The 12,615-nt window shown below is 68.9% G+C and carries 13 protein-coding genes and 1 tRNA gene; 6 read left to right on the top strand and 8 right to left on the bottom strand.

The genetic code is table 11. From position 1 onward, the window contains the following. Positions 1-2: 2 nt before the first annotated feature. Entirely contained in the window at positions 3-617 is a 615-nt protein-coding gene (locus QQX02_RS12785; protein WP_301143542.1) for a YitT family protein, read from the top strand. A 14-nt stretch (positions 618-631) separates the two neighbouring features. Here QQX02_RS12785 and QQX02_RS12780 read toward each other — a convergent pair whose 3' ends face one another. Beyond that, positions 632-1,699: a methyltransferase domain-containing protein gene (locus QQX02_RS12780; protein ID WP_301143541.1), complete on the bottom strand. Its 1,068-nt coding sequence runs from the start codon at positions 1,697-1,699 to the stop codon at positions 632-634. A 202-nt stretch (positions 1,700-1,901) separates the two neighbouring features. Here QQX02_RS12780 and QQX02_RS12775 point away from each other — a divergent pair. Continuing rightward, positions 1,902-1,975, top strand: a tRNA-Pro gene (locus QQX02_RS12775). 81 nt (positions 1,976-2,056) lie between these two features. Here QQX02_RS12775 and QQX02_RS12770 read toward each other — a convergent pair. Further along, positions 2,057-3,181, bottom strand: coding sequence for a class I SAM-dependent methyltransferase (locus QQX02_RS12770; RefSeq protein ID WP_301143540.1), 1,125 nt, complete (start codon positions 3,179-3,181; stop codon positions 2,057-2,059). A 173-nt stretch (positions 3,182-3,354) separates the two neighbouring features. Between QQX02_RS12770 and QQX02_RS12765 the strand changes: the two genes are divergently transcribed. Beyond that, complete coding sequence (locus tag QQX02_RS12765) at positions 3,355-3,600, top strand: putative acetyltransferase (protein WP_301143538.1); 246 nt, start codon at positions 3,355-3,357, stop codon at positions 3,598-3,600. A 47-nt stretch (positions 3,601-3,647) separates the two neighbouring features. Here QQX02_RS12765 and QQX02_RS12760 read toward each other — a convergent pair whose 3' ends face one another. Further along, entirely contained in the window at positions 3,648-5,234 is a 1,587-nt protein-coding gene (locus QQX02_RS12760) for an SDR family oxidoreductase (protein ID WP_301143537.1), read from the bottom strand. 143 nt (positions 5,235-5,377) lie between these two features. Between QQX02_RS12760 and QQX02_RS12755 the strand changes: the two genes are divergently transcribed. Next, positions 5,378-5,548 (top strand): hypothetical protein, encoded by a 171-nt coding sequence (locus QQX02_RS12755; RefSeq protein ID WP_301143536.1) that lies wholly within the window; start codon positions 5,378-5,380, stop codon positions 5,546-5,548. A 102-nt stretch (positions 5,549-5,650) separates the two neighbouring features. Here QQX02_RS12755 and QQX02_RS12750 read toward each other — a convergent pair whose 3' ends face one another. Then, complete coding sequence (locus tag QQX02_RS12750; RefSeq protein ID WP_436968532.1) at positions 5,651-7,180, bottom strand: SDR family NAD(P)-dependent oxidoreductase; 1,530 nt, start codon at positions 7,178-7,180, stop codon at positions 5,651-5,653. Between the two features lie 86 nt (positions 7,181-7,266). On the opposite strand from QQX02_RS12750, the gene QQX02_RS12745 reads away from it, so the two are divergent. Further along, the gene (locus QQX02_RS12745) at positions 7,267-8,304 is read left to right on the top strand and encodes an App1 family protein phosphatidate phosphatase (RefSeq protein WP_301143534.1); all 1,038 of its coding nucleotides are present in this window, start codon (positions 7,267-7,269) and stop codon (positions 8,302-8,304) included. 68 nt (positions 8,305-8,372) lie between these two features. Here QQX02_RS12745 and QQX02_RS12740 read toward each other — a convergent pair whose 3' ends face one another. The 3 genes from QQX02_RS12740 to QQX02_RS12730 form a co-directional block, all read right to left on the bottom strand. Then, complete coding sequence (locus tag QQX02_RS12740; RefSeq protein WP_301143533.1) at positions 8,373-9,341, bottom strand: MsnO8 family LLM class oxidoreductase; 969 nt, start codon at positions 9,339-9,341, stop codon at positions 8,373-8,375. Between the two features lie 63 nt (positions 9,342-9,404). Next, complete coding sequence (locus QQX02_RS12735; RefSeq protein WP_301143532.1) at positions 9,405-9,647, bottom strand: CDGSH iron-sulfur domain-containing protein; 243 nt, start codon at positions 9,645-9,647, stop codon at positions 9,405-9,407. Beyond that, positions 9,602-10,648 carry an iron-containing redox enzyme family protein gene (locus QQX02_RS12730; RefSeq protein WP_301143531.1) on the bottom strand — a complete coding sequence of 349 codons (1,047 nt, stop codon included), beginning with the start codon at positions 10,646-10,648 and terminating at the stop codon, positions 9,602-9,604. The genes QQX02_RS12735 and QQX02_RS12730 overlap by 46 nt, the downstream gene beginning before the upstream one ends. A 207-nt stretch (positions 10,649-10,855) precedes the next feature. On the opposite strand from QQX02_RS12730, the gene QQX02_RS12725 reads away from it, so the two are divergent. Beyond that, complete coding sequence (locus tag QQX02_RS12725; RefSeq protein ID WP_301143530.1) at positions 10,856-11,347, top strand: GAF domain-containing protein; 492 nt, start codon at positions 10,856-10,858, stop codon at positions 11,345-11,347. 52 nt (positions 11,348-11,399) lie between these two features. Here QQX02_RS12725 and QQX02_RS12720 read toward each other — a convergent pair whose 3' ends face one another. Further along, the gene (locus tag QQX02_RS12720) at positions 11,400-12,536 is read right to left on the bottom strand and encodes a class I SAM-dependent methyltransferase (RefSeq protein WP_301143529.1); all 1,137 of its coding nucleotides are present in this window, start codon (positions 12,534-12,536) and stop codon (positions 11,400-11,402) included. Positions 12,537-12,615: the final 79 nt, after the last annotated feature.

Raw genomic sequence — 12,615 nt, 5'->3', positions numbered from 1 at the left:
TCATGTCAGTGGTCGACCCACCCATCGCCGAACGTCACGCCCTCTGGGAGGATGCCCTGGCGCTCCCCAGCGGGGCGTTCCTGATGTCCTTCGGCCTGTTTCTGCTCGAGCAGATCGGGGGAGTCTCCGGCGGGCTCGCGGGCGTGGCGATCCTGGGCGGCTACTGGACCGGAGTCTCGTTCGGCCTGTTGTTCTTCCTGGTGAACCTGCCCTTCTATTGGCTGGCCGTGCGGCGCATGGGTTGGACCTTCACGATCAAGACCCTCATCACGGTCACGCTCGTCGCGGTGCTCGCAGAGGTGCACGGGCTGTACATGGACGTGAGCGAGGTGGCGCCCCTGTATGCCGCGATCTTCGCGGGCCTGGCGATCGGCGTCGGCATGATCATGATCTTCCGCCATGGCGCCTCGGCGGGCGGATTCGGCATCCTCGCCGCGTACATGCAGGATCGGCATGGCATCCGCGCGGGGTATGTGCAGGGCGCGTTGGATATCGTGGTCGTGGCCGCGTCGCTCGCGCTCGTCGAGCCGTTCATCCTGCTGTGCTCGGTTCTTGGCGCGGTGCTGCTCAACCTCGTGCTCGCGATCAACCACCGCCCGGGCCGCTACTTCGGCTGACGGGGCGGCCGGCGTCAGTGGTGCAGCCGGTAGAACCGGAAGAACGAGAAGTCCTCGATGGGCAGCACGGACATGTCGCTGAAGCCGGCCTCCTGCGCGTAGCTGCGAAGCGTGGACGGTCGCATCACGGTGCCCGTGCCGACCGACGGCTGCGACGACAGCCCGTCCGGCAGGCACACGAAGAGGCTGAACCCGTACATGAGCCGCTCGACGTCGTCGCCGACCGCCACGGGTGCGTCGCCCACTCCCTCGTCCATGACGACCACCGCGCCGTGCGGCACCACCGACCGGCGGATCGCGCGCAGCACCGCGACGGGCTGCGACATGTCGTGCACGGCCTCGAACACGAACGCCGCGTCGAAGGACCCGGCGAGCGTGCTGGCGTCTCCTACGTGGAAGGTGACCCGGGGCGCGACGCCCGCCTGCTCCGCGTTGGTCCGCGCCCGCGCGATCGACGGTGCGTCGATATCCACCCCGACGACAGTGGCCTGGGGGTAGGCGTGCGCGAGAGCGATGGCTGACCATCCGGCGCCACATCCCACGTCGACGATGCGCGCGCCGGGCCGGTCCAGGATGTCGTGAAGGTCCGCGGCGCCTTCCAGGGCTCCCGCGAGCATGCTCTCGAACCACGGCCTGTTCATGTCCGCCTGAGACCAGCGGGCGTCGTCTCCCATCTGGTCCCAGCTCACACCGCCCCCGGTGCGGTAGGCCTCGAGCAGCGCGGGCATCTGGGCGGCCGATGCGGCGAGCATGCGCGCGAGCGGAGCGATGAAGGCGAGCGAGCGCTCATCCGTGAGCGCCTCCGCCGCGCCTGCGGGAAGAGAGAAGCGCATCGGCTCGTCATCGGTGGCGTCCACGAAGCCGGACGTGGCCTGCTGCTCGAGCCACTCGCGGGCGTACCGCGCGGACGTGTCCGTGCGCTCGGCGAGCTGGTCCGCGGTGAGAGGCCCTGCCTCCGCGAGGGCGCGGTACCAGCCCAGGCGGTCGCCGAGGTGGATCGCGAGGGTGTCGATGGCGCCGAGAGCTGAGGCGAAGACGTGCTCCGCCCATTCGTCCGCGGGCGCATGAGTGAGTGGGGACATGGCGGCACTGCCCTTCCGGGGTGGGTTCGACCTCAGCTACGCACTATTGAGCCCCCGGAACTGCGTTGCGCGCAACCGCTGGCTCTTATCCCCAGAGGAAGGCCGATGCGGTGGCGGGATTGCGCTATCCCTTGGCTTGGCGCGCCGGGTCCGGCCTGGTGCCGACCACCGTCGGGCATCCGGTACGATTATCAGGCTGTCACGGGCTGTGGCGCAGCTTGGTAGCGCACCTGACTGGGGGTCAGGGGGTCGCAGGTTCAAATCCTGTCAGCCCGACGAAGAGGAGCCGTCTACCTGGGGGAACCCGGGCGGGCGGCTCTTTTCTTGCCGAAACAGGGCTGTCGGGGCATCGTCCATTCATCCTCGTCGACGTGTCGAGACCGTGACGGTGAACTTGGCGTTGCGTGCGACTTGCTGGGTGGGCCCCACCGCGCGCTCCAGCAGCGGTCGATACTTCAGTGCCGAGTTCCACACGCACCACAGCTGTCCTCCGGGGCGCAAGACCCGGGCCGCATCAACGAACAGTCGGGGCGCGAGCACATCGGTGACGGCCGCGCCTGAGTGAAACGGCGGGTTCAGCGCGATCAGAGACGCGCTGGCGGAGTGCCTGGCGGAGAGCCCGTCGTCGCGGACCACGTCCACTCGATTGCCGATGCCGTTCGCGAGCATCGTCGCGTGTGCGGACGTGACCGCAATGGCCGACTGGTCGCATGCGTACACGTGAGCATCAGGGTGCCGCGTCGCGAGCCATGCCCCCACGATTCCCGTTCCACACGCGAGGTCAATGAACGGATCATCGGCGGTCCCGCCTGTCAGCTCCGAGGGCAGGCTCTCCAGCAGCAGCCGAGTGCCGATGTCCAGGCGCGCCCCTGCGAACGCGCCTCCGAAGGCCCGCACCTCGAGACCGTCAATGTGCGCTGCCGCCGGCTCTGGATCGCGACCATCGTGTGGTTCACGCGCCACGAGCACACGGGACTTCTGCCGCGCGCGGGTCACGTCCAGCCGTCCAAAGAACTCCCTCAGCACGTCGTTCATCGACAGCGACATGTGCTTGAGCCGGCCGCCTGCGACGACGACCACGCCTGGATCGGCATGCGCGGCCACGAGTCCGGCGATGTCGCGGAGCGCGTCGAGGGACCGGGGTAGTCGCAGGAGGACGACTCGCGCGCCGCGCACGAGGTCCGGGTCCAGCGCGAACGGGCGGTAGGTCTCCTCAAGACCGGCGCGCTCGGCGTTGGCGGCGAGGGCACGCTCGCCGTTCAGCGCATCGACATGCACCCTGATGCCGAATGCGCCCGCGTAAGCCGCGCCGAGGGTCAGTGCACCGTAGGCGTCGCCGATGACCACGATCGAGCCTGCATCGGCATCTGCGCGCAGCGCAGCGGACTCGTCCAGAATCAAGCGGTCCGCGGCATCCACCGCAACGAGGCCGGGCGCTTCGACGTCAGGCCAACGTCGCAGCCCATCGAGCACCACGCTCACCGCGTCCGATCATCGTCGAGGGGCCACGCCCGCACGGCGATGCTGGATCCGTGGGGGCTGACGCCGGCGGCGAGGGTCCCGCGCTGAGTTCCGATCACGATGAAAGCCTAGACGCGTGTTCCGGGGGTCCTTGCTCGTTCGTTGTCGCCGGCCGATGCTGTGAGAATGGGCTCGTGACCGAGCCAAGAAGCGCGAAGGGCCAGATCGTCCTGCCTGCACCGGGCGCTCGCGTGGTCGTTCGCTACCTGATCTCGACGGGACAAGCGACAGATGCGCTGGGAGAGCTGCTCAGCGTCGACGACCACACGGTGGTCGTCAAGGGAGTGCGTGGCGTCGAGCGCATCGCGGTGGCGGACATCGTTGCGGCGAAGCCGGTGCCGCCCCGCCCGGCACCGCCGCGAAAACCGCTTCAGCCCTGAGACGGTGAAACCCAGGTTCACATCCAGTCAGCCTGCTCCCTGACGATCTACACGGCCGCTGCGGCCGCCTCATCCTCAGCCTCGTCCTCTGCGATCGCGACGATTCGGTTGACCATTCCACTGAAGATCAGCCCGTGGAACGGCAGCATCGACAGCCAGTACAGGCGTCCCGTGAGCCCGCGGGGGAAGAAGACGGCGCGCTGCCAGTACTCGGAGCCCTCGTCCGTGGGGTTCACTCCGAGCTCGAGCCACGCAGCGCCCGGGACGCGCATCTCCGCCCGCAGCCGCAGCAACCGGCCCGGGTCGACGCGCTCCACGCGCCAGACGTCGATCGCGTCGCCCACCTTGACGCTCCCGAAGCCGCGGCGCCCGCGGCGCTGACCCACCCCGCCAGACAACCGGTCGATGAGCCCGCGTGTGGCCCACAGCACGGAGGCGGAGTACCAACCGGTAGCACCGCCCACCTGCGAGATGACCTTCCAGACCGCCGCCGGATACGCGCCGGATTCCTTGCGTCGCGAGTCCTCGAACACTGTGCGCCCGGTCCAGTCGGGGTCGCTGGGCATCGGGTCGCTGGGGGCGCCCGTCACGCGCGCATCCACCCAGCTGGTCTCGACCTGATCGAGCTCCATGCGGCCGAGCGCCCAGCGCACTGCCTCGCGGTAGCCGGTGAGCCCCTCCGGTGGCGGCGGGATCAGGTCATCGATGGCGTCGTCTTCGACCACGCACGAGTGCAGCAGCGACTCCACCAGCGGCCGCGCGATCTGGCGCGGCACAGGAGTGACGAGTCCGACCCAATGCGATGCGAGGCCCGGGGTGAGCACGGGCAGCGCTGTGATGTGCCGCTGCGGCAGCCCCGCCTCGGCCGCGTAGCCGTTCATCATCTCCGAGTACAGCATGACGTCCGGACCGCCGATGTCGAAGGTTCCATTGGTGCTTTCCTCGACGCGAGCAGCGGCGAGCAAGTAGTAGAGCACATCCCTGACAGCGATGGGTTGGATGGAGTTTCGCACCCATCGCGGCGCAGGCATGTACGGGAGCACCTCGGTGAGGTGACGGATCATCTCGAATGATGCGGAGCCTGCGCCGATCACCACCCCCGCCTCGAGCACCACGGTCGGAACGGCGGATGCGAGAAGAATGTCGCCCACCTCTTTTCGGGAGGCGAGGTGCGGCGAGAGCTCGACGTGGTCCGGGTGCAGCCCGCTCAGATAGATGAACCGAGCGACCTTGTGCGCGGCGCCGTGGAGCGCCACGTTGATAGCGATGGCGCGGTCCAGGCGTCCGTAGTCCTTGCCACTCGACATCGAATGGACCAGGACATACACGATCTCGACGTCGGCCATGGCGCGATCCATGGCCTCAGCGTCGGCTGCGTCGCCCTCGACCACTTCGACGTCATCCCCCCACGGCATCGCTTCGATCCGGGCGGCGGAGCGCGAGAGGGTGCGTACCCGGTACCCCCCTTGGAGGAGTCGAGGCACAAGCCGTCCGCCGATGTATCCGGACGCACCCAGCACGAGGACGAGCGGTGTCTGACCATCGGCGTCAGGGATGGCCCGGACCTCCGGTTCTGAACCGAAAGGAGTGCTCAGGGGCGGATGGTCGAGCGACGGGTCAGGCTCGTGGGTCATCGTCTTTTCTCCTGACTCGCGTGCCGTGAGACAGGCGTGTGTGGTGGGGGAAACCGTGGTTGCTCTCGACCCATTCCCGACAGGCGCGCGATGGCGCGTCGCCAGCGCTTACGCTGTGGCTATCGCCGAACAAAGGATCCACGATGACTCACGATCATGGGCATTCCTCCCACGAGCACGTTCCCCACGCGGACGACCACGAGGTTCCCGAGCTCGAGACGGACCAGAGCGTCGCGCCGCGTCCGGAGGAGGAGATCGCTGACGCCCTCCGGGCAGAGCCCGGAGCCGACGACGACGGCGAGCCGACTGAGTAGACCATTGCCCGGGCAGGGGCCCGGCCCCTCACGCCGATGCGTCATCTCCTGCACGCCTGGGATCTCCGTTCGACAACGGAGTGACGCGCAAGGCTGCGCGGGTCACCAGCGCGAGGGCTCGTAGTCCTTCAGGAACACCCCGAACAGGTCTTCGCCCGTCTCACCTCGCACCACTGGGTCATAGACGCGCGCGGCGCCGTCGACGAGATCCAAGGGCGCGTGGAAGCCCTCCTCGGCGAGCCGCACTTTGGTGGGGTGCGGACGTTCATCCGTGATCCAGCCGGTGTCGACGCTCGTCATGAGGATCTGGTCCGACTCGAACATCTCCCGGGCGCTGGTGCGCGTCAGCATGTTGAGCGCGGCCTTCGCCATGTTGGTGTGGGGGTGTCCTGGACCCTTGTAGCCGCGCCCGAACACCCCCTCCATGGCTGAGACGTTGACCACGTAGCTGCGGCCGTCCGCGTCTCGCTGGGCCGCTGCGGCCAGCTGCGGCCGCAGCTGATTGATGAGGATGAACGGAGCCGTGGAGTTGCACAGCTGCACCTCAATGAGCTCGCGGGGGTCGACGTCGCCCACGCCATGAATCCAGGAGTTGGTGTCGTGAAGGTCGGGAACCAGCCCGCCCGCGTCGATCGCGCTGCCGTCCGCGAGCCTTGCCAGCGACGACGAACCTGGCGCCAGCGCCGCATCGGTGAGGCGTTGCGCAGACGCCGTGGGGCCATCGGCGAGCTCGATGGAGGCGAGCAGCGGGTGCACCGCGACGGCGGACTCGATGCCAGGAGGGTGCTCGTCCTTGGTCCGGCCGAAGGTGAGCAGCCGGGGCCCGTGCCCCTCTGGCCAGAGCCCATCGGCCAGCGGCGCGGACTCAGCATCCACGAGCGGCGCGTAGGCACCGGGGGAGCGTCGCACCGTCTGCGCAGCATTGTTGATGAGGATGTCGAGAGGTCCAGCCGCCGCGGTCGACTCGGCGAGCGCCACCACCTGCGAAGGGTCACGCAGATCGATGCCCACCACCGTGAGGCGGTGCAGCCACTCTTCGGCGTCCTCCATGGCGGCGAAGCGGCGGACCGCATCCCGAGGGAACCGAGTGGTGATGGTGAGGTCGGCGCCATCGCGGAGCAGCCGCAGCGCGATGTGCATGCCGATCTTGGCGCGACCGCCGGTCAGCAGCGCCCGCCGCCCCCGCAGGTCGGTGCGGGCGTGCCGCTTGGCGTGGCTCGTCTCCGCACACGCGGGGCACAGCTGGTGATAGAACGCGTCCACTGTCGAGTACTTCTGCTTGCAGATGTAGCACGGACGGGGCTTGGCGAAGGTCCCCGCCACAGGTGCCTCGGCGCGCGCGGAGAGCGTGAGGCCCCGGGTCTCGTCATCGATCCGGTCGGGGGCACCCGTCGCCGTCGCGGCGACCACGGCTGAATCGGCGGAGTAGATCGCCGCGCGGCGCTCTCGCCGACGAGCCTGCTTCACCGCCTTGATCATCCCGGCCGCGGCGTTGCGCACCGTGGTGAAGTCCGGATCTGCTTCATCGAGCTCGTCGAGCATCCCCAGCACCCGTAGCGTCGTCGCGAGGTCGCTGGGGTCGAGACGTGACGGCACGGAGGCGCGAGAAGGGGGTGGAGGCACGTGCGGAATTCTACCGACCGGCGCCGTCACCAGACTGCCCCGCGATTCGTGGCCCGGATTCGGCAATGGTTGTCACTCGCGCATAGCGTGGACCAATGTCCTCCGACCGCACCTTCACGGCCCGCCTCAACGCGAGAGCCATCTCCGTGGCGTATCGGACCGAGACCGGCGTCCGGGACTGGTTCTCGCGCCGCGCGCGGCGCAATGGGTGGACGCCCGCGGTGCTCCCGTACTCGGGCTACTCGAGCCGCGGTACGGCGCGAGTGCTCGCGCGCGTGGTGCTTGCGCCTCCGTCCTTCGACCTGAACGCTCGTCAGGGAATGCGGGGATGGAGGCACCTGCTCTCGCTGGAATGCCCCCATACCGAGGTCGAGATCACCCTGGGGGACACCACGGTCGTGGCGACGAGCGACGAGTCCGGAATCGTGGATCAGCTGATCGCCATGGAGAGCCCGCTCGGGCCGGGGACCACCCGTGCGCAGCTCGTGCTTCCCGGCCGGGACACGGTGCCCGCGAGCGTTCACGCCATCAGCTCCGATCCGGTGCGCGGCGTCGTCTGTGACATCGATGACACTGCATGGGTGACGGGCCTGGCCCACCCGTTCCGTGCCGCGTGGCGCACCCTTCGCGGCACGAGCGGGACACGGCAGTCTGTTCCTGGCATGCCTGAACTGTTGCGGACAGCCCTGGGCGCCGACCCCGATCCCGGTCTGATCTACCTGAGCAACGGGCCGTGGAACTTCGTGGGCGCAGTGACGCACTTCCTCGAGCTCCAGGAGTTCCCCGCTGGTGCACTGCTCATGACCGACTGGGGCGTGACGCCCACCAGGTGGTTCCGCGACGGGAAGCATCACAAGGCGTCATCGATCGAGCGGCTCATGGAGGACCTTCCTCACGTCACCTGGGTGCTCGTGGGTGATGACGGAGAGCACGATCCGGAGATCTACCTGGCAGCCGCAAGGGAGCATCCCGGCCGAGTCGCGGCGATCGTGCTCCGGCGAGCCGGACTGAAGCGCGTGGGAGAGGACGAGGAGTCCGTCGAAGGCGTCCCCGTGATCCGAGGCGACGACGGCGACGAGCTCCTGCCACGGCTGCGGACAGTGCTGCCGGACGGAGGGGCGACGACGGGCTGAGGGCGCGGCCGTCCGTGCGAAGGCGCCGAGGGGCGACTCGCGCGGCGCTGTGTGGCGGGGGGCGGCTGCTAGGTGTGCAGTGACGCGAGAAACTCGTCGGTCCGCGTGGTGTCCTCCCGGTCGTAAGTGCTGACGTTCGCGAGGATCTCGGAGGCGCCAGTGCGTGCGAGCAGGTCCGCCAGTGCGGCAGCCACCTGGTCTGGTGCGCCAGCGACGGCCGCGGACATCCACGAGCGCACGGCGGCCAGCTTCTTGTCGCGGCGTTCCATGTCGAGGAGGCGCCTCACCTCCTCGACGGGGCGCAGCGGGCGGAACTCCCCGACGTCACGTGTGTCGGCATAGGCCCAGGCTTCTGGCAGCAGGAGGTCGCGCGCGTGGCCCGGGTCATCGGCCATCGAGACATCGACATTCACCATCAGGTACGGCGTGGACAGCTGAGCACTCGGGCGGAAGGTCCGGAAGTAGGCCTCGATCGCGCCCGTGTCGTGCACCATCGGGCCACCCACGACCGCCGGCAGTCCCATCTGCGCAGCCCAGGCGAGTCCGCCCTTCACGGCGAGCAGGTACATGGGCGGCGGATCGACGCGGGGCCTCGCCGTGATCCCCGCGCTCCCCTCAAGGTAGGCGCGCACCTGCTCGAGCTCAGCGCCGTACTCGGCTTCGGCGATCCCTGCTCGCCCCAGAGCGCGCCGGATCGGGGGCGTGAAGCCGAGGGAACCTCCGAGCCCGAGGTCGATCCGGCCGGGGTGGAGGGCCTCGAGGAGCAGCGCCTGCTCGGCGATCACCAGCGGACGATGGTTGGGCACCATGACGCCGCCCGTGCCGACGCGGATTCGCTGGGTACGGGCAGCGATCGTGGACACGAGCACGGTGGGTGCCGCGCTGGCGATGCCGGGCACCGCGTGGTGTTCGGCAGTCCAGAAGCGATGGAGGCCGAGAGCGTCGGCCCGGACTGCACGCTCCACCGTCGTCGTCACCGCATCGGCATCGCTCTCGCCCATGCGCGTGCGCGACCGGTCAAGAAGAGAGACTCGCATGGAGGGAGACCACCCCCTCACGACACCACGGCGCTCGAGGAGGGAGGGGTCGACCGGGGTTCGTCACTCTTCAGTGCGGAAGTTCGACAGCTTGTGGGTGCCGTCGCAGAACGGCTTGATCGCCGACAGCCCGCAGCGGCACAGTGCGACCGTGGGGCGGTGGCGTTCGATCGGCTCGCCGTCGGCGGTCACCAGCTCGACGTCGCCTCGGAGCAGCAGGGGGCCGTCGGGATACGCCGTGATCGTGGGGCGCTCGTCCTTCACAGGCGCACCCCCGTCCGCAACGATGAGTCGCCTCGTGACCATGCCTCCATGATGTGCTCGTCCACCCAGCCGTCGACGGCCATGCACGCGGCGGCGCCGAACATGATGTCGCTCAGCACCTCTGGGCGATCCTCGGCGAGTGCGCCGGCGAGATCACGGCCGGCGATCTGCTCGTGCACCGCGTCCGCCTCGACATGGACATCGAAGTAGTCCGTGACGTCCGTGCCGAATCCGAGCCGGCGCAGCCCGTCCGCGTACATGCGGCTCGGAATCGACGACGTCATCTCGAACGCGGCGAGATGCCCCACGATCGCCCCGACCAGGCGCCGGTTGATCCCGAACATCGACATCATGTTGTGAGAGGTCAGCGTGAGAGCGGGGACGGCGTCGACGTAGGCGCCGTACGAGTCGTCCAGGCCCATCCCGCGCATCGCCGCTGCGAACATCGCCGAGTGCATGTGGTCCGCCCTGCCGCCTCCGTACTCGTCGGCCTGGATCTCCACCAGCGCCGCCTTGGCGCGCCCGTGGAGGCGGGGGATGGCCCACGAGTGAGGGTCCGCCTCGCGCAAGGTGTACACCGAGCGCTGCACGAAGAACTCCTTCGCCTGCTCCACTGTCGCCCTCTTGGCGAGGTGACGCGACAGGCTCGGTCCGGGTGACGGCTTGGTCAGTGTGAAGAGCGCTCGGGACACTGCATCCTTGTCAGCTGCGGGCGCCTCGGGCACGGGCACCGTCGCCCGGAGCGCATTCTCGAGGCTCTCCTCCAGCACCTGTCGCGTCGCGATCAGCCGGGCATCCCATTCCAGGTCAGCGGCGACCTGGCCGATCGACCCGTACGACGAGGCGTAGAGCGCGAACAGCGCAAGCGCGGTGTCCTCGTCGCGACACGCGTCTGGCGTGCGGGCGACCGCATGTCTCGCCAGCTCCGTGTGATCCGCGAAGTCCGTCAACCCGCTGAGGTGACGCATCACGGCGTCGCTGACAGGACCACGATCGGCGAAGGGGAGGCGGACTGCACTGGGGGCGACAGCGGTGAGTGCCATGGTGGTCTCCGATTCTGAGGGACTCGCGCGGACCGCGCTCATCGACGATGGGGGTGAAACGCCCCACGTTGTCCCGATATTTCGCGTGCGTCACCGTGGCATTGCCCGCCTCGAACCATGGGTTTCCTCGGGAAGACTCCACGAGGACGGGTGGTTGCACCTCACATGTGCCCACCCCTCACCGTGCCGCCCGTGTATCGGGCCCCGATGCGTTCGCGCCGAGCCGACGTCCCGGACGGCGCCGGAGTCGAGCGGGCGCTGAACGCACGCGTGTGCGGCCTCGGCGGCGTGCTGGACCCACCGCCCGTGTCCCGCGACGACGCGATCGCAAAAGCGCGAGAGCAGCACGATGACCGCCTGGCGCGACGCATCGGCCGCTTTGACGACGCACCCTCCGGCGCATATGTGTGGACGCGAGACGTCGACGGCTGGTACTGGTTGGGTCGGCTCGAGGGCGCATGGGCCTATGACGAGAGCGCGGCCGCGATCCGCGCCGACCTGGTCCATGTGCGGCCGTGTCGGTGGCTGACGTCACCGACGGCCGATGCAGAGGTTCCCTCGGGGGTGCTTGCCACCTTCGCGCGCGGCGGGCTGAACTGGCAGCAGACGCACGCGGCGGGGACCTCCGAGGCGAGCCAGCGGCTCTGGCGCGCCGCGCAGGAGAGCGCCCCTCCAGCGGGAGGGGCGCTCTCCGTGTGAGCGTGCGGCCGGTGACTCTCTCGGCAGGGACGACGGGCACACCTGGCGGTGACTACTGGTGAAGGTCGTAGAACCGCCAGAACCCGAAGTCATCCTCGAGCACCGAGACGTCCGAGAATCCCGCTGCGGTGGCGTAGCGGCGCAGGGTCGACGGCCGCATCACCGTTCCTGTCGCAGCGCTGGTCTCGTGCGACAGACCATCCGGGAGGCAGATGAATAGGCTGAACCCGTACATCAAGCGCTCGACGGGCCCGGCGTCGGCCTCGAACTCCTCCGCGACTGCCTCGTCCATGACCACCACGAAGCCGTCCGCGGTGACCGCTCGGCGCATGGCCTCCAGCACGCTCTCGGGGTCGGGCATGTCGTGGATGCACTCGAACGCGACCACGCCGTCGAACGACCCATGGTCAGCCAGACTCGCCGCATCCGCGAGGTGGAAGGTCACCCGGTCGGCGACGCCAGAACGGTCGGCCTGCGCGCGAGCGGCCTCGATCGACGGAGCGTCGACATCGAACCCCTCCACCATCAGTCCTGGGTACGCCTTCGCCAGTGCGATCGCGGACCAGCCCGCTCCGGTCCCGACGTCAGCGATCCGCGCGCCTGGCCTTGAGAGCGTCTTGTGCAGCCGCTGGTGACGCGCGAAGACGGTGGGGACCTCGCCGAGCCAAGGACGGTTGAGATCGGCCTGGGACTGCCACGCGTGATCACCGAACTGGGCCCAGCTGACTCCCGTGCCGGCGCGGTACGCATCCACCAGCGCAGGCATCTGCGCGGCCGCCGCGGCAAGAATCCGTGCCATCGGCGCCATGTACGCCTGACTTCTGCGGTCGGTGAGCACCTCGGCCGCGCCTGACGGAAGGGCATAGCGCCGCTTCGCTGGAGCATCGGCCGTCTCGACCACCGCGAGGATGCCGTAGGCCGCCTGCTGCTCGAGCCACTCGTGGGCATAGCGCGTGGAGGAGGACGTGCGGAACGCGAGCTCGCTCGCCGTGATGGAGTCGTGCAGGGAGAGCACCTCGTACCAGCCCAGTTGATCGCCCAGGTGGATCGACATCATCTCGACCCAGCCGAGCGTCGCTGTCAGGACGCGGTCGGCGAACTCCTCGGCCGTCGGGGCGGCAGTGGCATCGATCGCCTCGTCCGGATCGGCGGCGTGGAGGGTACTGGTGGTGGTCTGGGTGGATGGCATGGGGGACTCCTGTCGACGTGAATGTGAACGTGATCGCACGCTATGTCGACGTGGCGGCCCGGCACATCGTCCGAACCGT

The organism is Demequina muriae, assembly GCF_030418295.1.
GTDB classification, from domain to species: domain Bacteria; phylum Actinomycetota; class Actinomycetes; order Actinomycetales; family Demequinaceae; genus Demequina; species Demequina muriae.
Note: the sequence above shows the minus strand (reverse complement) of the source record. Positions and strands in the feature narration are given on the sequence as shown.